Origin of the sequence: Bradyrhizobium sp. Ash2021, assembly GCF_031202265.1 — a bacterium.
Classification (GTDB): Bacteria; Pseudomonadota; Alphaproteobacteria; order Rhizobiales; family Xanthobacteraceae; genus Bradyrhizobium.
On record NZ_CP100604.1, the window covers coordinates 3,221,176 to 3,244,375 of the forward strand.

At 62.5% G+C, this 23,200-nt stretch carries 17 protein-coding genes; 9 read left to right on the plus strand and 8 right to left on the minus strand.

Features of this window, described 5'->3' with window-relative positions; genetic code table 11:
- Positions 1 to 82: 82 nt before the first annotated feature.
- Positions 83 to 1,591, minus strand: a complete 1,509-nt coding sequence (locus NL528_RS15420; RefSeq protein WP_309183531.1) for a sensor histidine kinase — start codon at positions 1,589 to 1,591, stop codon at positions 83 to 85.
- A gap of 123 nt (positions 1,592 to 1,714) precedes the next feature.
- The gene (locus tag NL528_RS15425; protein ID WP_309183532.1) at positions 1,715 to 2,989 is read right to left on the minus strand and encodes a serine hydrolase domain-containing protein; all 1,275 of its coding nucleotides are present in this window, start codon (positions 2,987 to 2,989) and stop codon (positions 1,715 to 1,717) included.
- Between the two features lie 137 nt (positions 2,990 to 3,126).
- Between NL528_RS15425 and NL528_RS15430 the strand changes: the two genes are divergently transcribed.
- Entirely contained in the window at positions 3,127 to 4,041 is a 915-nt protein-coding gene (locus NL528_RS15430) for an intradiol ring-cleavage dioxygenase (protein ID WP_309183533.1), read from the plus strand.
- 21 nt (positions 4,042 to 4,062) lie between these two features.
- Here NL528_RS15430 and NL528_RS15435 read toward each other — a convergent pair whose 3' ends face one another.
- Complete coding sequence (locus tag NL528_RS15435) at positions 4,063 to 5,799, minus strand: bifunctional protein-serine/threonine kinase/phosphatase (protein ID WP_309183534.1); 1,737 nt, start codon at positions 5,797 to 5,799, stop codon at positions 4,063 to 4,065.
- 68 nt (positions 5,800 to 5,867) lie between these two features.
- Positions 5,868 to 6,707 (minus strand): formate/nitrite transporter family protein, encoded by an 840-nt coding sequence (locus NL528_RS15440; RefSeq protein WP_309183535.1) that lies wholly within the window; start codon positions 6,705 to 6,707, stop codon positions 5,868 to 5,870.
- A 634-nt stretch (positions 6,708 to 7,341) separates the two neighbouring features.
- Here NL528_RS15440 and NL528_RS15445 point away from each other — a divergent pair.
- From NL528_RS15445 to NL528_RS15460, 4 genes are all read left to right on the plus strand, one after another.
- On the plus strand, positions 7,342 to 8,724 hold the full coding sequence (locus NL528_RS15445; protein WP_309183536.1) for an MFS transporter: 1,383 nt from the start codon (positions 7,342 to 7,344) through the stop codon (positions 8,722 to 8,724).
- An 86-nt stretch (positions 8,725 to 8,810) separates the two neighbouring features.
- Positions 8,811 to 9,236: a globin family protein gene (locus NL528_RS15450; RefSeq protein ID WP_309183537.1), complete on the plus strand. Its 426-nt coding sequence runs from the start codon at positions 8,811 to 8,813 to the stop codon at positions 9,234 to 9,236.
- A 42-nt stretch (positions 9,237 to 9,278) separates the two neighbouring features.
- Entirely contained in the window at positions 9,279 to 10,463 is a 1,185-nt protein-coding gene (locus NL528_RS15455; RefSeq protein WP_309184905.1) for an FAD-dependent oxidoreductase, read from the plus strand.
- Between the two features lie 13 nt (positions 10,464 to 10,476).
- Positions 10,477 to 13,182: a molybdopterin-dependent oxidoreductase gene (locus NL528_RS15460; RefSeq protein WP_309183538.1), complete on the plus strand. Its 2,706-nt coding sequence runs from the start codon at positions 10,477 to 10,479 to the stop codon at positions 13,180 to 13,182.
- A gap of 13 nt (positions 13,183 to 13,195) precedes the next feature.
- Here the strand turns inward: NL528_RS15460 and NL528_RS15465 are convergent, their stop codons facing one another.
- Both NL528_RS15465 and NL528_RS15470 read right to left on the minus strand, forming a co-directional pair.
- Positions 13,196 to 13,567: an antibiotic biosynthesis monooxygenase family protein gene (locus NL528_RS15465; RefSeq protein WP_309183539.1), complete on the minus strand. Its 372-nt coding sequence runs from the start codon at positions 13,565 to 13,567 to the stop codon at positions 13,196 to 13,198.
- Positions 13,568 to 13,569: 2 nt separating this feature from the next.
- The gene (locus NL528_RS15470) at positions 13,570 to 14,049 is read right to left on the minus strand and encodes a MarR family transcriptional regulator (protein WP_309183540.1); all 480 of its coding nucleotides are present in this window, start codon (positions 14,047 to 14,049) and stop codon (positions 13,570 to 13,572) included.
- Between the two features lie 127 nt (positions 14,050 to 14,176).
- On the opposite strand from NL528_RS15470, the gene NL528_RS15475 reads away from it, so the two are divergent.
- Positions 14,177 to 15,076: an SMP-30/gluconolactonase/LRE family protein gene (locus tag NL528_RS15475; protein WP_309184907.1), complete on the plus strand. Its 900-nt coding sequence runs from the start codon at positions 14,177 to 14,179 to the stop codon at positions 15,074 to 15,076.
- A gap of 141 nt (positions 15,077 to 15,217) precedes the next feature.
- On the opposite strand, the gene NL528_RS15480 is transcribed toward NL528_RS15475, so the two are convergent.
- Positions 15,218 to 16,147, minus strand: coding sequence for a response regulator transcription factor (locus NL528_RS15480; RefSeq protein WP_309183541.1), 930 nt, complete (start codon positions 16,145 to 16,147; stop codon positions 15,218 to 15,220).
- Positions 16,137 to 19,508 carry an ATP-binding protein gene (locus tag NL528_RS15485; protein ID WP_309183542.1) on the minus strand — a complete coding sequence of 1,124 codons (3,372 nt, stop codon included), beginning with the start codon at positions 19,506 to 19,508 and terminating at the stop codon, positions 16,137 to 16,139. The genes NL528_RS15480 and NL528_RS15485 overlap by 11 nt, the downstream gene beginning before the upstream one ends.
- 211 nt (positions 19,509 to 19,719) lie before the next feature.
- Between NL528_RS15485 and urtA the strand changes: the two genes are divergently transcribed.
- The 3 genes from urtA (at position 19,720) to urtC (ending at position 23,189) form a co-directional block, all read left to right on the plus strand.
- The gene (gene urtA / locus NL528_RS15490; RefSeq protein ID WP_309183543.1) at positions 19,720 to 20,979 is read left to right on the plus strand and encodes an urea ABC transporter substrate-binding protein; all 1,260 of its coding nucleotides are present in this window, start codon (positions 19,720 to 19,722) and stop codon (positions 20,977 to 20,979) included.
- A 122-nt stretch (positions 20,980 to 21,101) separates the two neighbouring features.
- Positions 21,102 to 22,028 carry an urea ABC transporter permease subunit UrtB gene (gene urtB / locus NL528_RS15495; RefSeq protein WP_309183544.1) on the plus strand — a complete coding sequence of 309 codons (927 nt, stop codon included), beginning with the start codon at positions 21,102 to 21,104 and terminating at the stop codon, positions 22,026 to 22,028.
- Between the two features lie 15 nt (positions 22,029 to 22,043).
- The gene (gene urtC / locus NL528_RS15500; protein WP_309183546.1) at positions 22,044 to 23,189 is read left to right on the plus strand and encodes an urea ABC transporter permease subunit UrtC; all 1,146 of its coding nucleotides are present in this window, start codon (positions 22,044 to 22,046) and stop codon (positions 23,187 to 23,189) included.
- Positions 23,190 to 23,200 lie beyond the last annotated feature (11 nt).

The following is a 23,200-nucleotide window of genomic DNA, read 5'->3' on the forward strand; positions in this document are numbered from 1 at the left end:
CGTTGGCAAATATCCGGCCCGAACCGGATCGAGCATCGCCGCAGGGCCGCAAGGTGTTCGCAGCATTGCATTATTTCGACGGTCAGCCTTCGCCATCAAGCGCGCAGGACAGCGTGTAGACGACACCGCGAGGCAGAAAATCGATGGTCGCCTCGCCGCCGAGCTGGTCGCGGGCGCTGCGTTCGATCAGCCGCGACCCAAATCCGCGCTGCACCGGGGCCGTGACCGGCGGGCCACCGGCCTCGGTCCAGATCAGCCTCAATTGGCGCCCGGTGTTGTCCTCGATGATTTCCCAATCCAGCGCGACGGTGCCGGTGTCGTTCGACAGCGCGCCGTACTTGGTGGCATTGGTCGCGATCTCGTGCACGATCATCGACAGCACCACGGCAAGCCGCGGCGACAGCGGCACCTTCGGTCCGAACATCCGGACCCGTTCCGGGTTGTTGAGCAGGTAGGGCTGCAGCACCCGCGCGATCAGGTCCTGCAGGTCGGAGCCCTGCCATTTCTCCTCGCTGAGCAGATTATGCGCTTCCGCCAATGCGCCGAGCCGGCCTTCGAATTTCTCGCGCTCGGTGCGGCTGGCGCTGCGAAAGGTCTGGGTGGCGAACGACTGCAGGATCGCGAGCGTATTCTTGACGCGGTGGTTGAGCTCTTCGATCAGCAAATTATGCAGCATCTCGCCGCGAGCGATGGCCGCCGCCATCCGCACCGCGAAGCCGAGGCCGACCAGCAGCAGAAAGCCTCCGATCACGCTGGTGATCGCAAGGCTGCGCCACAACGGCGCGACCAGCGAGCTTTCCGCAATGCCGGCGGCCACGGTCCAGCCGGTCAGCGAGGAGCGCGCAAAGCTCGTGATCTGCGGCGTGCCTTCGAGCGAGACCGCCGGCAGGGTCGCCTCCGGCTGGTGAGACATTTCGGCATACAGCGAGGGCGAAGCACGCTTGCCGATGGTCTGTTGCGGGTTGGGGACGTGCGCGAAATTGACGCCGTCGCCGTCGAAGATCGAGATCGTCCAGTCCGCGCCCGGACGCTGTTGTTCGATGATGGCCTGGAAGATTTCGAGCGGCGGGCTGAAGGAGATGTCGAAGAGGACTTCGTCGTCGCGAATGACCGGCACTTCGACGGTCACGATCGGCCGTTTCTTGATCGCGCCGGTGAACAGGTTCGAGTAATACGGGCGCTTGGTCGCGAACACCTTTTCGACGATATCGCGGTTGTTGCGCGGCGGAAGGCTCGCGACATCCGGCGTGATCGAGGAAAACAGCAGGCGGCCCTCGCGGTCCGCGACCAGCACGACGCCTTCCTTGCCGTATTGATCGAGAAATCCCGCGGCAATGCGCCGAAAACTGTTGAAGTCGCCGCTGCGCAGCGAATCGGTGAGCGCCAGGACCTGCAGCCCGCCGGCCATGCGTTGCATTTCGGCGTCCAGCACCAGGCGGATGCTGCGCACGGTCTCGAGCACGCGCTGCGTCGCGTCCCTGCGGTCCTGCTCGTAGTTGCTGAAAACAATACCGGCCGCGAAAACGATCAGCGGCAGCATGGTTCCCGCGACCAGAAGGGCGAGACGCACTGGCAGTGAAAGTTTTGGCACAATGGTCCCGGGATCGGCGCCCAACTGCCGGGAGCATAGGAGAATGGGCGGAAATCCGCCAAGGATTTTACCCTTGCGGGTTCCACGGCGCGCGAGTGCGCCGCGGAATCCAAACCGTTGCCTTTACAGATTGCTGTCGGTGATCGCGGCGTACACCATGCTGCGCAGCTCGCGCCGCAGCGGATAGGCGCTCGACGGCAGCACCTGGGTCATGAAAATGGTGATCAACTCCTCGGCGGGGTCGATGAAGAACGACGTCGTCGCTGCACCGCCCCAGGCATATTCCCCGGCGCTGCCGGCAATCAGGGTCTGCGCCGGGTTCATCGTCACCGAGAAGCCGAGACCGAAGCCGATGCCGTTATAGGTCGCCTCGGAGAACAGCGAGCGCGACAGCCCCGGCAGATCCATTCCGCCGGGCAGGTGGTTGGCCGTCATCAAGGCCAGCGTCTTCGGGCCCAGCAGCCTGACGCCGCCGAGTTCGCCGCCGTTGAGCAGCGCCCGGCAGAAGGTGAGATAGTCGGCCGCGGTCGAACACAACCCGCCGCCGCCCGAAATCAGCGATGGCGGCGACAGGAACGAGCTCGTGGCGGGATCATCCTGCAATGTCAGGGTGCCCTTGCGGTCGGTGGCGTGGAAAATCATGCCGCCCTTCGGGTCGGCCGAATAGCACGCGGCGAAACGATGGGCCTTGTCGGCGGGTACGAAAAAGTCGGTGTCGCTCATGCCAAGCGGATTGAAGATCCGTTCCTTCAGGAATTGCTCGAACGGCATGCCGCTGATCAGGCCTACGAGATAGCCGATCACGTCGGTGGAGACCGAATAGTTCCAGGCTTCGCCCGGCGAAAATTCCAGCGGAATTTTTGCGAGGTCCTCGATCATGCCCTGCAGCGTGCCGGCCTTGATGACCTCGCCGATCTTGTTTTCGCGATAGGCGGCATCGACGTTGGAGCGCTGCTGGAAGCCATAGGTGAGGCCGGAGGTGTGCCGCAGCAGGTCCACGATCAGCATCGGCCGCGACGGTGGCTTGGTCAGGAAGGCGGGGTGCGTCCCGGCCTGGAATACGCCGAGGTTCTTCCACTCCGGAATGTATTTATGAACGGGCTCGTCGATCGCGACGCGGCCTTCCTCGACCAGCATCATGAAGGCGACGCTTGTGATCGGCTTGGTCATCGAATAGATGCGGAAAATGGTATCGTCCTTGACCGGCGCCTTGCGCTCGAGATCGGCAAAACCCTGCACGGTCGAGTGGACGATCTTGCCGCGGCGGTAGACCAGAAGCTGGGTCCCGGGAAAGCGGCCGGCATCGACGTAATTCCGCTTCAGATGATTTTCGAGGCGATCCAGGGCCTGTTTGGACATTCCGGCGGATTCGGGCGAGGCGGGGGTAGGGGCTAACATCGGGGCGGTCTCCGGCTGGCAAGGGAGGCCTTGATAGCCGAAAAGTGTGGCCTGTTCCAATCGCCGGCCGCTTACCCCGGCGGGAACGGTGGTGTAGGCTCAGCCGCGCCATCGCATATTCCGCAGGACAGCAAAAAATGCCCCAATTCAACGAAACCGAACTGACCGCCGCCGTCGTCCGCAGCTTTGAGGATACGCCGAACCCGCGAGCAAAATTCCTGCTGCAGGAACTGGTGAAGTCGCTGCACGACTACGTCCGCAAAACCGATCTCAGCTTCGAGGAATGGGAATATGCGATCGATTTCCTGACCCGCACCGGCCAGAAGTGCACGCCGATCCGCCAGGAATTCATCCTGCTCTCCGACGTGCTCGGCGTCTCGATGCTGGTCGACGCCGTGAACCACCGGGAGCGCGAGGGCGCTACCGAGACCACCGTGCTCGGCCCGTTCTATGTCGGCGAGCACAAACAGATGCCCCATGGCACCGATGTCTCGGCCAATCTGCCGGGCGAGCGGATGTTCGTGCAGAGCCGCGTCACCGACCTCAAGGGCAAGCCGCTGGCCGGGGTTCCGGTCGACATCTGGCACGCCGACGACGAAGGCTATTACGATTCACAGCGGCCGACCTACGCGACCGAGGGCCCGTCGTCGCGGGCGCGGTTCGTCACCGACAAGGACGGCCGGTTCTTCTTCCGCACCATTCTGCCGTGCAGCTATCCGATCCCGACCGACGGCCCGGTCGGCGAAATGATCATCGGCGTGCGCCGTCATGCGATGCGGCCGGCGCACGTGCACTTCCTGGTCAATGCGCCCGGTTACGAGCCGTTGATCACGCATGTGTTCATCGAGGGCGACAAATATATCGATTCCGATGTCGTGTTCGGGGTCAAGGACGAACTGATTGCGAAAATCGAGAAGCGCACCGATGCGACGATGCCGGACGGCAAGCCCGCGGGCGGGCCGTGGCATCTGATGACCTACGAGTTCCGCATGAAGCCGGGCGGCGGTGCTGCGCCGAAGGCGATGGCGGCGAAGACGACCGAGGACGCCTGAAATCGCGGTCAGGCCGAGCTCTCACCGCGCACCATGATGAATGGCGAGCAGCACGACGATGATGCACGCCAGTATCGCCGTCGTGCATTTCCAGAACAACAGGGGGTTGCGCTCGATCAGGGGCGTGAGCGAGGGATTGAGATAGCTGGCGTTGGGCTGTCGCAGGTCGAACACAAATTCCGACAGACTCTCGTAGCGCTTGTAGGGATCGGGATGCACCGCCCTCCGCAGCGCCCCGTCAACCCAGACCGGAATCTCGCGATCCTCGTCGAGCGCGGAGTTGTATCTCAACTTGCGGACCTGTGATTTCGTTCTCGCCCTGGCCGCGTCGGCGCCATAAGGCAGTTTCCCGGTCAGCATCTGGTAGGTGATGATCCCCAGCGAGAACATGTCGGAGCGCGGCGAGCCGCCTTCGCCGAGAAAGTACTCGGGCGCCGTGTACTGAACGGTGCCCAGCACGTCGTGCTGGCCGGTAGGCGGCGACGCCTCGGCGACACCGGCGACCTTTGTCGAGCCAAAGTCGATGATCTTCACGGTTCGGGTTTTGTCGATGATGATGTTGTCCGGCCGCAGGTCCTGATGCAGCATTTCCATCCGGTGAAAGGCGCGCAGACCCCTGGCGATTTGCTCGACAATGCCGCGTACGGCCTCCAGATCGGGTCTTGGATTGTCGATCATCCATTGCGTGAGCGTCTGCCCCTCGATGAATTCCATGACGACATAGAGGTAATTGCGCTTTCGGAGCTGCGGGCGGGGCTTCAAAACGTGGGGACTGTCGATGCGCCGGGCGATCCACTCCTCCATCAGGAACCGCTTCAAATAGGCGGCGTCGTCGCGCAAATCGATCGACGGTATCTTGATGGCGACCGGCGTGTCGCTTTCGACATCGACGCCGAGATAGATGTGACTTCGGCTGCTGCTGTGGATTTCTCGCACGATCCGGTATCCGTCGAACACCATCCTCGGCTCCAGTAGCGGAGGCAGCGGCAGTTCGGCCGCCTGCGGGAAGATCCCGCCGGCTGCATTGTCCGGTATCCCGTCGATGCGGACGATCTGGACGGTGATGTTGTCGGTGCTGCCTTGCTCATAGGCTTTGCCGGCGATAACGGACGCGGCTTGGTCCAGATTGCCGGCGTGATCCCTGAGCGAAGCGGCGATGAACCGGTCGCTGACGTGCTCATAGGCGCCATCCGTCGCCAGCAGGAAGACATCGCCGTTTTCGACCTGAAGCGTCTGATAGTCGATTTCGATCTGCGGGTTTATTCCCAGCGCACGGCCAAGGTAGGTCTGTTCCTCCGAGACAATGATCCGGTGATCGTCGGTGAGTTGCTCGAGCGAATGGCCGGCGAGGCGGTAGATCCGGCAGTCGCCGACGTGGAAGATATGCGCCGTCGTCGACTTGATGACCATGGCGGTCAGCGTGCAGACATAGCCCCTGTCCTTGTCGTAGGCGTACTGGCTGCGCCGGGTCTGGGAATGCAGCCAGGAATTGGTCGCGGCGATGACGCGCTGGGCCGATGTCTTCACCGACCAGGATTCCGACGTGCAGTAGTAGTCGGTCAGGAAACTCTTGACGGCGGATTCGCTGGCGATGTGGCTGACGCTGCTGCTGCTGATGCCGTCGGCCAGAACGATGGCGATGCCCTTCGAACTCAGCAGCGGCTCGTCCGGAATCAGAATCCCGTGAAAGTCCTGATTGGCCGGTTTGCGGCCTTGGTCGGAATACTGCCCGACCGAGATTTGCAGTCTTCGCGACATTCCCGGCACCAAAAGTTAAAGGGGCCTCACCCTATCGGGCGCGGCCCCCTTTGTTGAGGCGCAATCGATCAGGCGGCAACGCGGGTCGGAGCCGGCTTGGAGGCCTCGCGCTTCGGCTGTGTCAGAACGTGGGTCGCATAGAGGGTCAATCCGGTGAAGGCGAGGCCGCCGACCAAATTGCCCAGCACGGTCGGAATCTCGTTCCAGATGAGGTAGTCCATGATCGAAAACTTCGCATGGAGCATCAATCCCGACGGGAACAGGAACATGTTCACCACGGAATGTTCGAACACCATGTAGAAGAACACCAGGATCGGCATCCACATCGCGATGACCTTGCCGGGGACCGTCGTCGAGATCATGGCGCCGACGACGCCGGTGGAAACCATCCAGTTGCACAGCATCCCGCGGATGAACAGCGTTGCCATGCCGGCCGCGCCATGCGCGGCGTAGCCCAGCGTTCGGCCCTCGCCGATGCTTCCGATCGTCATGCCGACCTTGTCGGGGTCCTGCGTGAAGCCGAACGTTGTCACGAAGGCCATCATGAAAGCGACGGTCAGAGCGCCGGCAAAGTTGCCGATGAACACGAGGCCCCAATTTCGCAACACGCCGCCGAGCGTGACGCCGGGGCGTTTGTCGAGCAGTGCCAGCGGCGAGAGGACGAACACGCCGGTCAGCAGATCGAAGCCCAAAAGATAAAGCATGCAAAATCCGACCGGAAACAGAAGTGCCCCGACGATCGGCTGGCCGGTGTTGACGTTGATCGTCACGGCGAACCAGGCCGCCAGTGCGAGGATGGCGCCGGCCATATAGGCCCGGATCACCGTGTCGCGGGTAGACATGAAGATTTTGGACTCGCCTGCGTCCACCATTTTTGTGACGAATTCTGAAGGCGCCAGATATGACATCGTAATTCCTCTTGCTTCTGATGAATGAAAACACCCGGTTTGACTGCGCAAGTGAGCGCGGTGGACGACCGCGGAAGAGGTGCAATGGCGCGAATGCCTTGTGGGATGGCGTCACGACGACTGCGCCGAGCTACCTCGGTGGAGCGGCATTAGGACCGCCGGCAGCTTCGGCCAGTGCTGGCCTCGGCGGTTCGGCGAACCGTAGTCCTCGTTGACTGACAAGATTCGAAGCAATGGTTGTGCCAACTCGCACGAGACAGAACGCTCGAAATCGCGTGCCATTTCCAGGAATTGGTCGACCGAATCAGATGCGAGTCGAGCGCGGTAACTACGGGCCTGCTTAGTTCCTGGGCGGCATGCTCGCTAATTGTGCGACGCACAACAAATGAGCGAATCGCAAGTTTTCAATGCGGATTTTCGACTGCAAAACCTTCAGGCAGTCCTGATAACATATTAAAATATTTACATTTTTTGTGAAATTCCGGTTTGGCACGAAGTTTGAATTGCTCAGGCCTGACGCCATCGACGCCGTCCTTCGAAACCAATCATCCGAATTGCGACACCGCCGACGCTGGGGCCTCCCCAGAGCGCGCCTTCGTGTCTGCAAGCGACAGCGCTAGAAAGGATAACTTCAATGAGCACGCCGAATCCGACCTGGATTTCAGAATGGAACCCGGAGGACGAGACGTTCTGGAATACCACGGGTAAGACGGTCGCCCGACGCAATCTGATCTGGTCGATCGTGGCCGAGCACATCGGATTTTCGGTCTGGCTGATCTGGAGCATCGTCGCGACCAAGTTGCCGGCAGCTGGTTTCCACTACACCACCGACCAGCTGTTTCAACTCGTAGCCATCCCCGGGCTGATCGGCTCGCTGATGCGCTTCCCCTACACCTTTGCCGTGACGATGTTCGGCGGTCGCAACTGGACCATCTTCAGTGCGTCGGTGCTCTTCATCCCGACCTTTGGGCTCGCTTATTTCGTAAGCCAGCCCGATACGCCGTTCTGGCTGATGTTGCTGGTCGCTGCCACCGCGGGCCTCGGCGGCGGTAACTTTGCATCGAGCATGGCCAATATCTCTTTCTTCTATCCCGACCGCATGAAGGGCTGGGCGCTGGGCCTCAATGCAGCCGGCGGCAATATCGGCGTCAGCAGCGTGCAGTTGCTCACGCCCATTCTGATGGGCGTCGGCATTATCAACCTCTACCAGGCGACGCCGGTCACGGGAGTCTACCTGCAGAATGCCGGACTGATGTGGGTGCTGCCGCTGTGCATCGCCATATTCGGTGCCGTGTTCTTCATGAACAACCTGACCTCGGCCAAGTCCTCGTTCAAGGACCAGCTCGCAATCGTCGGTCGCAAGCATACCTGGATCATGGCGTTCATCTATATCGGCACGTTCGGTTCATTCATCGGTTATTCGGCAGCGTTCCCGCTGCTGATCAAGACCCAATTCCCGGCGGTCACGATCGCCATCGCGTTCCTTGGACCGCTGGTGGGCTCACTGTCGCGCCCGCTCGGCGGTCTGCTCGCCGACAAGGTCGGCGGCGCGATCGTGACGTTCTGGAACTTCATCGCGATGGGGGCGGCGACGGTCGGCGTCCTGTATTTCGTGGGGATCAAGGACTTCACCGGCTTCCTGGTGATGTTCCTCATCCTGTTCGTCACGACCGGGGTCGGCAACGGATCGACCTACCGGATGATTCCGTCGATTTTCCGCGAGGAAAATCTGCAAAAGGCCAGGGGCAAGGGCGAAGCCGGCAAGGCGCTGGCGCTGAAGGCGGCCAGCATCGAGAGCGGTGCCGCACTCGGCTTCATTGGCGCCATCGGAGCGTGCGGCGGATATTTGATCCCAAGCGGCTTCGGCAAGTCGATCGCCATGACCGGCGGCCCGCAGCTCGCGCTGGAAATCTACCTGGCGTTCTACGCGGTCTGCCTCGCGCTGACCTGGTGGAACTACTTGCGCCGGAGTCCTTCGGCATCGACCGTGCCGAGCCTCGCCGAAGCGCGGATTTGATGACGTGAAGAGCGCCTGAAACCGCAGATGCCATTTACCTCTCCCCGTTCCCCGGGGAGAGGGATTGGAAAAGGCAGGAGAAAAAAATGACACCCGAACAAGTCACGCTCGTGCAGCAGAGTTTTTCGAAGGTTGCGCCGATCTCCGAGCAGGCCGCGGTGATCTTCTACGATCGCCTGTTCGAGGTCGCGCCGACCGTGCGGGCGATGTTTCCCAATGAGATGACCGAGCAGCGCAAGAAATTGATGGCGGCGCTCGCCGTCGTCGTCAACGGACTTTCCAATCTCGAAGCCATCCTCCCGGCTGCAAGCGCGCTGGCAAAACGTCACGTCAACTATGGCGCCAAGCCCGAGCACTATCCCGTCGTCGGCGGCGCGTTGCTGTGGACCCTCGAAAAGGGCCTCGGCGAAGCCTGGACAACTGACGTCGCGGCGGCCTGGACCGCGGCCTATGGCACGCTGTCGGGTTACATGATCTCGGAAGCCTACGGCCGCGCTCAAGCCGCCGAGTAAGGAAATGCCGTGAGCGAACCGCTGGTCATTGTCGGCAACGGAATGGCGGCCGCCCGTCTGGTCGACGAGTTGGCGAAGGTAGCGCTCGGGCGCTACGCCATCGCCGTGATCGGCGACGAGCCGCGGCTGGCCTATAACCGCGTGCTGCTGTCGTCGGTTCTGGCCGGCGAGACCGCGTCACACGACATCGAGCTCAGGCCCGCGACCTGGTGGCGCGACCGCGGCGTGACCTTGAAATATGGCTGCCGCGCCACCGAGATCGATGTCGGCCGCCGCGAGCTCAAGATCGCGGGTGAGGAGAGCATCGCTTTCTCGAGGCTGATCCTGACCACCGGCTCGTCGGCATTGCGGCTGAGTGTGCCCGGCGCTGAACTTGCCAGCGTGCACACTTTTCGCGACACCAGGGACGTCGATCTCCTGCTGACGCTGGCCGCGCAGAAAAAGCGCGTGGTCGTGGTCGGTGGCGGCCTGTTGGGACTGGAAGCGGCCTACGGGCTCGCCAAGGCCGGCGCCACGGTGATGCTGGTTCATCTGATGGACCGGCTGATGGAGCGCCAGCTCGATGTGCCCGCGGCCGAGCTTTTGAAATCCCTCGTCGAGCGCAAGGGCATCGAGATCCTGCTCAATGCCAACACCGCGCGCATCCATGGCGAGACCCGCGTCGAAGGCGTTGAACTCGTGGATGGCCGCCTGATCGATGCGGATGCGGTGATCTTCGCGGCCGGCATCCGGCCGAATGTCGCGCTGGCCAAGGAGGCCGGCATCACAGTCAATCGCGGCATCGTCGTCGACGACCATCTGCAGACCAGCGCTGCGGGCGTGTTTGCGATCGGCGAATGCGCCGAACACCACGGCACCTGCTATGGCCTGGTCGAACCGGCCTATGAGCAGGCGCGGGTGCTGGCGCAACACCTCGCTGGCGCCGCCGCGTCCTATGGCGGCAGCGTGGTCGCGACCAATCTGAAGGTTTCCGGCGTCAGCGTGTTTTCGGCCGGCGATTTCATCGGTGCCGAGGGCTCCGAGACCATCGTACTCACCGACATCAATCACGGCACCTACAAGAAGCTGGTGATCGCGGAGGGAAAATTGACCGGCGCGGTGCTGATCGGCGATGTCGCCGACGCGCTCTGGTATCTCGAATTGATCCGCAACCGGCAGCCGACCGCGCGAATCCGCGCCGACATGATGTTCGGCCGCTCGCTCGCCACCCGTTCGGAGGCGGCATGACCGAAGCGTTCACATGACCGCGGTCGATCCGCAACTGCGGGCCACCCGCACCACCTGCGCCTATTGCGGCGTCGGCTGCGGCGTGCTGGCGACGCCCGACGGCAGGGGCGGGGCGGCGATATCGGGCGACCCCGAGCATCCAGCCAATTTCGGCCGGCTGTGCTCGAAAGGCTCGGCGCTCGGCGAAACGCTCGGCCTTGAGGACCGGCTGCTTTATCCGATGATCCGCTGCGACAAGGGGACCCTGGAGCGGGTGGCCTGGAGCGACGCGCTCGATCATGTCGCGCACCGCTTTCAGCATATCATCGCCCGTGACGGTCCCGGCGCGGTTGCGTTCTATTTGTCCGGCCAATTGCTGACCGAAGATTATTACGTCGCCAACAAGTTGATGAAGGGTTTTATCGGCAGCGCCAATGTCGACACCAATTCGCGGCTCTGCATGGCGTCGTCGGTCGCGGGCCATCGCCGCGCGTTCGGCGCGGACACCGTGCCCGGCTGCTATGAGGATCTCGACGAGGCGGATCTTTTGGTGTTGGTCGGCTCCAACGCGGCATGGTGCCATCCGGTGCTGTTCCAGCGCATGCTCGCGAACAAGCAGGCGCGCGGCGCCCGCATCGTGGTGATCGACCCGCGGCGGACCGATACCGCCGGCGATGCCGACCTGTTCCTCGGATTGAAGCCCGGCACCGATACCGCGTTGTTCTCCGGCTTGCTGGCGCACCTTGCCGACCATGGCGCGCTCGACCGCGACTATATCGACCGCTACACGGCCGGTTTCGACGAAGCGATTGCGCGCGCCCGAAGCATGGCCGGCAGCGTGCGCGCGACCGCGCTGGCGACCGGCCTGTCGGAAAGCGACGTCGCGGCGTTCTTCCAGATGTTTGCCAATACGCCGCGCGTGGTCACGCTGTATTCGCAAGGCGTCAACCAGTCGGCGCAGGGTACCGACAAAGTCAATGCCATCGTCAATTGCCACCTCGCGACGGGCCGGATCGGCAAAGTCGGCGCGTCGCCGTTCTCGCTGACCGGACAGCCCAATGCGATGGGCGGGCGCGAGGTCGGCGGGCTCGCCAACCAGCTCGCCGCCCACATGGCGTTCACGCCGCCGGACATCGACCGCGTGCGTCGGTTCTGGAAGGCGCCGCGCATCGCCACCCATGAGGGGCTGAAGGCGGTGCAGATGTTCGAGGGCGTAGCGCGCGGCGAGATCAAGGCGTTGTGGGTGATGGGCACCAATCCGGCGGTGTCGCTGCCGGACGCCGACGCGGCCCGCGCCGCGCTGAAGAAGCTCGAACTGTTCGTGGTCTCCGAGAATGTGCGCTCCAATGACACCGTCGACGCCGGCGCGCATGTGCTGCTGCCGGCGGAGGCTTGGGGCGAGAAATCGGGCACGGTGACCAATTCGGAACGGCGCATCTCGCGCCAGCGCGCGTTTCTCAACGCCCCGGGCGAGGCCAAGCCCGATTGGTGGATTGTCGGCGAAATCGCAAAGCGGCTCGGCTTTGGCGCGGCATTCGATTTCAACTCCGCGGCGGACGTATTCCGCGAGCACGCAGCACTTTCGGCATTCGAGAATGACGGCGCCCGCGATTTCGATATCGGCGCATTGAAAGCGGTATCGGACGAAGGCTTCGACGCCATGGCGCCGGTACAATGGCCGATCCGCCTTAATGAACAGCCGCAGGCGCGCTTCTTTGGCGAAGGCGGATTTTTCTCCAACGACAGCAGAGCACGCTTCATCGCGCCGGAAATTCCGGCGTTGCGGACCGAGACCACGGCCGCGCGGCCGTTGCGGCTGAACACCGGCCGCATCCGGGATCAGTGGCACACCATGACCCGCACCGGAAGCAGCCCGCGGCTGGGCCAGCATCTGCCGGAGCCGTTCGTCGAAGTTCATCCCGACGATGCCGCACGGCACGGCGTGGCCGACGGCGACTTTGCGCGGGTGACGACCGATTACGGACAATGCACGCTAAAAGTCGTCGTGAGCGAGCGGCAGCAGCGCGGCATGCTGTTCGCACCGATCCACTGGAGCGAGGCCAACGCCACCGGTGCCCGCGTCGGCGCGCTGGTGGCGCCGCACACCGATCCATACTCGGGCCAGCCCGAGAACAAGGCGACGCCGGCCTCGATCGCGCCGTATGAATACGTGTTCCGGGGCTTTGCGCTGTCACGCAAGCCACTCAACTTGCCGGCGCATGCGTGGGTTGTGCGCGTCGCCGTCAATGGCGGCTACGGCTATCTGTTCGCCGACAATGCCGATCTCACCGGCTGGCAATCCTGGCTGAAGTCCCGCGCCGGGCATGACTTTGCCGAATACAAGGATTTTGGCGGCGGCGTCTATCGTGCGGCGTCCTTTGCCGGCGACCGTATCGAAACCTGCCTGTTCATCGGGCCCGCGCGCGATGCCGGCGACTGGAACGTGGTCAAGGGGCTGTTTGCGGCCGACACGCTCAGCAACGTGCAGCGCCGCATGCTGCTCTCGGGCAAATCGGCGGATGGCCTCGCCAGCGCCGGTCCGATCGTCTGTGCCTGCTTCGGGGTCGGCCGCAGCACGATCTGCGACACCATTGCGGCCGGTGCGCGCTCCGCCGCCGAGATCGGGGCGAAGCTTAAAGCCGGCACCAATTGCGGCTCGTGCATTCCGGAACTGAAGCGGCTGATCGCGCAGACAGGTGTGAATTCCCCGCCGCAGCAATTGGCGGCCACGGCTCATTAGCGCGCTGGAAATCTCAGGCGACGCAAAGACCGTCGACCGCCATCTTGCGAAACAGATGTGGCGAGCCGGTCGAACCGTCCGGGTAGTGCTGCAGCTTCGATTGAAAGTCGGGGTTGGTGAACGCGGCCCTGAACGCGCCGACGCTCTCCCAGACCGCGTAGTTCAGATAGGTCGCGCTTCCGGCGATGCCGCGATGCAGTTGGGTCGAGATAAAGCCCGGTTGCGCCCTGAAGTAGTTCGCATCGTCGGTCCATGCGGCAATCAAGGCATCGGCCTGTTCGGGCGCGACATGGAAGACATTGACCAGCACGACCGGCTCCTTGCTCTGGTCCTGTATCTGGTCGCGGATCGAGACGCGTTCATCCAGTTCCCTTAGCTGAAGCATGGTTACTTCTCCTCTGCTGCGAGATATTCATCCGCCTCGCCGGCGGCCTGCGCCAAATTGCTGTTCATATGCGTGAGCACGTCGAGCGCCGTGGAGATGCGCTCCAGCGACAATCCCGCCATCAGGTCGCGCGCCCAGGGTCGTTGACGCTTTTCGGCGTCCTTCACCGCGGCGCGCCCCTGCGCCGTCAACACCACCAGTTTTGCGCGTTGATGATGCGGATTGGCCGCGAAACGCACCAGATCCTTCTCCGCCAGGAGATCGGCGACCCGCTGAACCGCCTGCCGCGACAGGCCCATGTTGCGGGCGATATGCGCGACCGGGAGCGGCACCGGCGACAAATCAAGCGCGCCGAGCACCTGCCACCACGCGGAGGTCAGGCCGATATCGGCGACCAGGCGATTGCCGGTGTCGATCAGCGCTCCGTTCAGCCGGAACACCGACACGATGAGGTCGGCAACGGTTTCGTCTCGCTTTGACATGACAATATATTGTCATATCGGTATGTAGTTGTCAATGCGGAATACCCGCCTTGCGGCCAATCGACGGTACGGAAGACGTCCTCTATGGTGCGCCTGCTTTTGCAATACGGGTGAGACCCAAGAAATGATGTATCTGGAAACGCCGCCGCGACTGATCGAAACCCAAATCTTCTCGGCGATGCCCGCCGAGTTCCGCCGCAAGGAGCGCACCGACTGGGCCGACGCCAACCGGCCGGGCGCGGCGACCGATTGCTTCATCGAGGGCCCGTCGTTCGACGCTGACGGCAATCTCTACGTCGTCGACATTCCGTTCGGGCGCATCTTCAAGATCACGCCAGACCGGAAATGGTCGCTGGTGGTCGAATATGACGGCTGGCCCAACGGCCTCAAGATCAGCCGCGACGGCCGCATTTTTGTCGCCGACTACATGCACGGCATCATGGAACTCGATGCGCGGGCAGGGCGGATGCAGAAGGTTCTGACATCGCGCAATTCGGAATCGTTCCGCGGCTGCAACGACCTGCATCTTGCCTCCAATGGCGACATCTATTTCACCGATCAGGGCCAGACCGGCCTGCACGACCCGACAGGGCGGGTATACCGGCTGAAAACCGACGGCCGGCTCGACTGCCTGATCGATACCGGCATCAGCCCCAACGGGCTGGTGCTCGATCCCGATGAGGCGGTGCTGTTTGTCGCAATGACCCGCGACAATGCGGTCTGGCGCATGCCGTTCATGAAGGACGGCAGCGTTTCAAAAGTCGGCCGCTTCTGTTCCATGTTTGGACCGAGCGGCCCTGACGGCATGACCATGGACCAGGCCGGCCGGCTGTTCGTGGCGCATGCCTCGCTCGGGCATGTCTTCGTGTTCGCTCCGAACGGCGAATTGATCGCCCGCATCAAATCCTGCGCCGGGCAAAGCTGCACCAATGTCGCGATCGGCGGCGAGAAGCGCGACCGTCTCTATATTACGGAGTCGGTAACCGGCTCGGTGCTGGTGGCGGATATCGGCGTGCTGGATGGTTAGCCCGTCATTGCGAGGAGCCAACGGGTCCGGCCTTCGGCCGGCCCGATGATAAACTCCGCGACGAAGCAATCCATTCTTTCTTTTCCACGTTAGGTATGGATTGCTTCGCTTCGCTCGCAGTGACGGCTTTTGTAGCCACCCTCACGACTTCCGATGCTTTGCATTGACCGCAATCGCGGCCGCCGCGGTGCGGTTCTCGACGCCGAGTTTGGAATAGATCTGCTCGAGGTGCTTGTCGACGGTGCGCGGGCTCAAGCCCAGGATTTGCGCGATGTCGCGGTTGGTCTTGCCCTTGGACAGCCACGACAGCACCTCGCCCTCGCGCGTCGTCAGGCCAAGTTCGCTGGAGAATTCCGCCGGCGTGTCGGCGCCGGTGTCCTTGGCCAGCCGAAGCAGGAATTCGTTGGGGCCGAGCTTGCCCATATATTGCAAGCGCAACTGCTCGTGACCTGCAAAAGACGCCATCGCCGCGGCCTTCGATCCGGCCTTGCCCTGCTGGGCCTGATTGAGCCAGTGCGGGATCGGATCCGGCAGCACGAATTCTTCCTCGGTATCGGCGGCGAGCGTGGCCGACAACAGTTTTTGCGCCTGTGGGGTCGCCCACATGATCTTGCCCTGGCCGTTGACCGCGAGAAGATAGCGGCCGGAGACGTCGAGCGCGGCACGGGCGCTCTGCGTCAGCCGCGCGTTGGCGAGGTGGACCCGAATCCGCGCGATCATCTCCTCGACCACGATTGGCTTGGTGACGTAATCGACGCCGCCGGCCTCGAGGCCGCGGACGATATGTTCGGTTTCCGCCAGCCCCGTCATGAAGATGATCGGGACGTTGCCAAGGCCGGCGTCGCGCTTCAGCCGTTTGCAGGTCTCAAAACCGTCCATGCCAGGCATCACGGCGTCGAGCAGCACGATGTCGGGCGTAATCTGGTCGACGATCCGCATCGCCGAAGCGCCGTCGAGCGCGACCATCACGGTCATGCCCGCGCCGTCGAGCGCGTCGGTGAGCAGCCGCAGCGTCTCCGGGGAATCATCGACGACGAGCGCGACATCGCGCTTTTTGGATTCAGTGATCATAGCTGTGCAGGGTCTTCAAGGTCGCCATGTACTGGTCGAGGTCGAAACGGTCGATCAGTGCGCGCATTTGCGTGACGAAATCGGCATGCTCGGGGTAATCGTTGCCGATCTCGTCGAGCTTGACCTGGATGGCGCGGATATAACCCAATTGTCCGAGGCCGATCAGTTCCTCGACATATCTCACCGGCGGCCGCGAGCCGGTATCGGGCTTCCAGTGCGGCACGGGGATTTCTTCATCGGCCTCATACTGCCATTCGAGCTTGAGCAACTGCCGGATCGATTCCAGCAGGCGGGGAATGTCGATCGGCTTCATCAGATAGCCGTCATGGAACGGCTGCGCCAGCGGCGTGCCGTGTGCCTCGAGGGCGCTGGCCGACACCATCAGGATACGGGCCTGATGATGGCCGTTCGAACGCAATGTTTCCGCCACCGTCCATCCGTCCATTCCGGCCATCGAGATATCAAGCAGGAAAAGATCGGGCCGGCAATGCTGGGCCAGCGCAAGGCAGGCGGGTCCGTCCGGCGCGCTCAGGAGGATAAAGCCGAGCGGCGCCAGCACCTCGCGCAGCAGATCGCGGTGGGTCGGATCGTCGTCGGTGACCAGGATGGTCTTGCGCGGCCCGTGATAGCCATAGATCGGGGCCTCGACCGGGGCGATCCGCGTCGGGTTGGTGACTTCCGACAGCAGGATCTTGACGCGAAAATTGCTGCCGGTTCCGACCGTACTGGTGACCCTTATGTCGCCCCCCATGACGCCCGCCAAGAGCCGGCTGATCGTCAGGCCAAGGCCGGTGCCGGTTTGCGGCTGCGACACGCCGAGCGCGCCGCGCTCGAAGGGGGCGAAGATACGTTCGAGATCGCCGGCCTGGATGCCCGGACCGGTGTCGATCACCTCGAATTCCGCAACGGGGCTGCGGTAATGCACGACGAACCGCACGCTGCCGGCTTGCGTGAATTTGATGGCGTTCGACAGCAAATTGATCAGGATCTGGCGCAGCCGCTTTTCATCGGCATACACCACGACCGGCAACAGCGTCGGCCGCTTGAAGACGAAGTCGACGCCCTTGGCGGCGGCCTGCAGGCGGAACATGCCGACGAGCTGATCGAGGAAATCGCTGAGGCGCACCTCGTCGCGCGACAGATAGAGCCGGCCGGCCTCGATTTTCGAGATATCCAGAATGCCGTCGATCAGCCCGGACAGATGGTCGGCGCTGCGGCGCACCACGCGCACCTGGTCGCGCGGTTTTGTCTGCAGGCTGGAATCCTGCTCCAGCAATTGGGCGTAGCCGCTGATCGCGTTCAGCGGCGAGCGCAGTTCATGGCTGATGCCCACAACATAGCGGCTCTTGGCGAGATTGGCGGACTCGGCGACTTCCTTGGCGCGCTGCAGTTCGGCGTCGGTGCGCTTATGCGCGTCGATTTCCTGGATCAGGAGCGTGGTCTGCCGCCGCGTTTCCGCTTCCGCCGCGCGCCGGCTTTGTTGCGCCAGCACGAACAGCCACGCCACCACGCCGATGATGATGGTCAGCGCAAAGAATACTTTCCAGAGCACGTCCGACAACAGTCCGGCGGCATGCACCGTCGCTGACGTCTGCAGGTAGATCAGCGCCAGCGTCAGCCCGACCATACCGGCGGATATCGCGAACACGCCGAGATAATGCCCGAGCTGGGAGTTGATCCGGGTATAGATCGGCTCCGGCAGCATTTTTCCTAGCGTTTCCGAGACCTGCGCCTGGATCCGCGCATGCGGCTTGCAGAGATCGTGGCAGCGCGCGTCGAGCGAACAACATAGCGAGCAGATCGGGCCGGCATAGGCGGGGCAGGAGGCCATATCCTCCGGCTCGAACGCGTGTTCGCAGATACAGCACTGGATCGATTCGAGGTTCTGCCAGCTCCGCTTCGGCTTGCGCGCGATGTAATATTTGCCGTCGGTCGCCCACGCGATCAGCGGTGCCGCGATGAAGGCAACGGCCAGTGCGACAAAAGCCGACAGCGCCTTCGCGGTCGGACCGAACAGGCCGTAGAAGGCGCTGATCGAGACGATGGTCGCAATCAACATCGCGCCGACGCCGACCGGGTTGATGTCGTAGAGATGCGCGCGCTTGAACTCGATGTGCTGCGGGCGCAGGCCAAGCGGCTTGTTGATCACGAGATCGGCAACCAGCGCGCCGACCCAGGCGATCGCGACGTTGGAGTAGAGCGCCAGCGTCTGCTCCAGCGCCTTGTAGACGCCGATCTCCATCAACAAGAGCGCGACCATGACGTTGAACACCAGCCAGACCACGCGGCCGGGATGGCTGTGGGTGAGGCGGGAGAAGAAGTTCGACCAGGCGATCGAACCGGCATAGGCGTTGGTGACGTTGATCTTGACCTGCGACAGGATCACGAAGGTGCCGGTCAATGCCAGCGCCAGATTGGGCTGCGACAGCACATAGCGAAACGCTTCGAGATACATATGCGCGGGCTCGGCGGCGTGCTCGTTGGAGACGCCGTGGCTCAGCGCGAAGAAGGCGAGGAACGATCCCGCCAAGAGCTTGAGCGAACCGAGAACGATCCAGCCGGGACCGGCGCTCAGCAGCGCGATCCACCACGATTTTCGCGAGGTTCGCCGGTCGCGCGGCAGGAAGCGCAGGAAGTCGACCTGTTCGCCGATCTGCGCCACCAGCGAAAACACCACCGAGGCGGCGGTGCCGAACAGCAAGAGATCGAGATGGCCGCCGGCATCGCCATGCTCGCCGGCAAATTTTCGCCATTCGGTAAAGGAGTACGGATTGGCATAGGCGATCGCCGCGAACGGCATGATGTGAAGCACGATCCACAGCGGCTGCGTCCACAACTGGAAGCGGCTGATCAGCGTGATGCCGTACGCCACCAGCGGGATGATGACGACGGCGCTGATGAGATAGCCGATCGGCCGCGGGATTCCGAAGCACATCTCGAGCGCGCTGGCGAGGATGACGGCTTCGATCGCAAAGAAGATGAAGGTGAACGACGCGTAGATCAGCGAGGTGATGGTCGAGCCGATATAACCGAAGCCGGCGCCCCGGGTCAGAAGATCGATGTCGATGCCGCATTTGGCGGCGTGATAGGCGATCGGCAAACCGCACAGGAAAATGATGACGCTGACCACAAGAATGGCGGCGGTCGCGTTCATTGCACCGTAATTGAGCGTGATCGTGCCGCCGATCGCCTCCATCGCCAGGAACGAGATCGCGCCGAGCGCGGTGTTGGCGACGCGGGCGGCCGACCATCGCCGCGCGCTCTTGGCGGTGAAGCGGAGCGCGTAGTCTTCCAGGGTCTGGTTCGCAACCCATTGATTGTACTGGCGTCTGACGCGGTCGATCCGCTGCCGCCCTGCCACTTCGATTAACTCCTCAAGCCCGACTGCACGCGAAACCGACCGCGATTGCGTTCGCGATTGCGTTCGTGATTCCGCTCGCAATTCCCGTACCAAAAACCTACGTCGCTATTTTGCGGTGCAATATACGCGATCTCACGTATCTGTGCAGTGCACAAATGTGAGCAATCCTTGCCTGACCAATAAGCGTGTTCTCGAACCAAACGGGGTGCTCATGTCAGACGAAACCAATAAGGGCCTGCAGTCGGCATTTCGCCGCAAACTGCTGATGGGAATGGCCGCAATTCCCGCTCTAACCATGCTTCCTCGCCCATCTTTTGCGCAAGCGCCGGCAACCTCCGCGATCAACACCACGGGCCTCGCGGTTACCGATACTGAAGTGACGGTCGGCATCCTGCATTCGGCCACCGGCACGATGGCGATTTCGGAAACCGGTTCGATCGAAGCCGAGAAGCTCGCCATCGACCAGATCAACGCCGCCGGCGGCGTGCTCGGCCGCAAGATCAAGTTCATCCAGGAAGACGGCGCCAGCGACTGGCCGACCTTCGCCGAGAAGGCCAAGAAGCTGCTCGTCAACGACAAGGTCGCGGCGATCATGGGCTGCTGGACCTCGGCTTCCCGCAAGGCGGTGTTGCCGGTGGTCGAGCAATATAACGGCATGCTCTATTATCCGACCTTCTACGAAGGCCTCGAGCAGTCCAAGAACGTGATCTATACCGGCCAGGAAGCCACCCAGCAGATCCTCGCCGGCCTGAACTGGATCGCCAAGGAGAAGGGCGCAAAATCCTTCTTCTTCGTCGGCTCGGACTACATCTGGCCGCGCACCTCGAACAAGATCGCACGCAAGCACGTCGAAAACGTGCTGAAGGGCAAGGTCGTCGGCGAGGAATATTACCCGCTCGGCAATACCCAGTTCAACTCGGTGATCAACAAGATCAAGCTGACCAAGCCCGACGTGATCTTCACCGACGTCGTCGGCGGATCCAACGTCGCGTTCTACAAGCAGCTCAAGGCGGCCGGCATCGACCTGTCGAAGCAGGCGCTGCTGACGATCTCGGTGACCGAAGACGAAATCGACGGTATCGGCGGCGAGAACATCGCGGGCGCCTATGCCTGCATGAAATACTTCGAGTCGCTCGATAATCCGAACAACAAGGCCTTCGTGCCGGCATTCCAGAAGATGTGGGGCGCCAAGACCGTGATCGGCGACGTCACGCAGGCCGCCTATCTCGGCCCGTGGCTGTGGAAGTTAACGGTCGAGAAGGCCGGAAGCTTCGACGTCGACAAGATCGCGGCAGCTTCGCCCGGCGTGGAATTCAAGGGGGCGCCGGAAGGCTACGTGCGCATTCATGAAAACCATCATCTCTGGTCGAAGACCCGGGTCGGGCGCGCCAAGCTCGATGGCCAGTTCGAACTGATCTACGAGACCGCCGATCTGGTCGAGCCGGATCCGTTCCCGAAGGGCTACCAGTAAGGCCCACCGTCGTCTTCCCCGCAATCAAGCCGCTCCCTGGCGTGGATCGCAAGTCCACGCTGCACACCCCCGCGTCGCTAACTTAGCTCGCGACGCGGGACTTCCCCCGACGGAGAACATCGATGTTCGGCGATTATTCGATTGGCGATCTGGGCTCCATCTTTGTCATGCAGGGTTTTGCGGGCCTGATCCTGTTTTCCGTCTACGTGCTGATGGCGCTCGGACTTGCGATCATCTTCGGGCAGATGGGCGTCATCAACATGGCCCATGGCGAGTTCATGATCCTCGGCGCTTACGTGACCTGGATGACGTCGAACCTGTTCCAGGCCTACCTGCCGGGTTTGTTCGGCGGCTACTTCTTCCTCGCGATGATCCTGGCGTTCTTCGCGTCCGGAGCGCTCGGCATGCTGGTCGAATGGGCGCTGATCCGGCATCTCTACAAACGTCCGCTGGATACGCTGCTCGCCACCTGGGGTTTGAGCCTTATCCTGCAGCAGGCCTACCGCTCGATCTTCGGCGCCCGTGAGGTCGGCGTCGAACTGCCGCAGTGGATGCTGGGCTCGCTGCATGTCACCGAAAGCATCGAGGTTCCGATCAACGGCGTCTTCGTGATGGCCCTGACGCTGCTGATCACGATGGCAGTGGCCTACATCATGTACAAATCGCGCTGGGGCCGCCAGGTCCGCGCCGTCGTGCAGAACCGGATCATGGCCGGCGCCGTCGGCATCAACACCGAGAAAGTCGATCGTTACACCTTCGGCCTCGGTTGCGGCATCGCCGGCGTCGCCGGGAGCGCGTTCACCATGATCGGCTCCACCGGGCCGACTTCCGGCCAGCTCTATATCGTCGATACCTTCCTGGTGGTCGTGTTCGGCGGCGCAGCCAGCCTGATCGGCACCATCGCATCGGCATTCAGCATCTCGCAGACGCAATCGACGCTCGAGTTCTTCATGTCGGGGTCGATGGCAAAGGTCCTCACGCTGCTCGCGGTCGTCGGAATCTTGATGCTGCGGCCGCAGGGTCTGTTCGCCCTCAAGGTCCGCAAATAACAGAGGGCTGAAGCCATGACCGACAATCGCTTTGTCAATCGATCGGAGCTGATCGGAATTCTGCTGCTCGCCGTTTTCCTGGTGGTGATCCTGCCGCTCTGCCTCGATGTCTTCAGGCTCAATCTGGTCGCGAAATACCTGACCTACGCCTTCGTGGCGCTGGGGCTGGTGATCTGCTGGGGATATGGCGGCATCTTAAGCCTCGGGCAGGGCGTGTTCTTCGGTCTCGGCGGCTACTGCATGGCGATGTTTCTCAAGCTTGAAGCGTCAAGCGTCGAGAACACCAAGATCCAGTCGACGCCCGGCATTCCCGATTTCATGGACTGGAACCAGATCACCTCGCTGCCGCTGTTCTGGAAGCCGTTTCACAGTCTCACCTTCACCATTGCCGCCGTCATCCTGGTACCCGGCATCTTTGCCCTGATCATCGGTGCCGCGATGTTCAAGCGCCGGGTCGGCGGCACCTATTTCGCCATTATCACCCAGGCGGTCGCCGCGATCCTGACCATCCTGATCGTGGGACAGCAGGGCTATACCGGCGGCATCAACGGCATGACCGACCTGCGCACCCTGAAGGGATGGGACATCCGGCCGGACCACGCCAAGATCGTGCTCTACTTCTTCGAGGTCGGCTGCCTGTTCGTCTGCATCTTCATCGCCCAGTTCATCCGTCACTCGAAGCTCGGCCGCATCCTGGTCGCGATGCGTGACAAGGAGGATCGGGTTCGCTTCTCCGGCTACAGCGTCGCCAATTTCAAGATCTTCGCCTTCTGCGTCGCGGCCATATTCGCCGCGATCGGCGGCGCCATGTTCGCGCTCAATGTCGGTTTCATGTCGCCGTCCTTTGTCGGCATCGTGCCGTCGATCGAGATGGTGATTTACACGGCGGTCGGCGGCCGGCTCTCGATCCTGGGTGCGGTGTACGGCACGCTGCTGGTCAACTTCGCCAAGACCAGCCTGTCGGAATCCTTCCCCGAATTGTGGCTGTTCGGGCTCGGCGGATTGTTCATCGCGGTGGTGCTCGCCTTCCCCAACGGTCTCGCCGGGATCTGGGGCGATTACGTGCAGCCGCGCATCGACCGGCTGGTCAATTCGCGCAAGCCGAAATCCGGCGACGGCTGGACCGACGGTTCGGTTGCCGACGGCGCCCCGGCGGAATGAGGAGATAGACC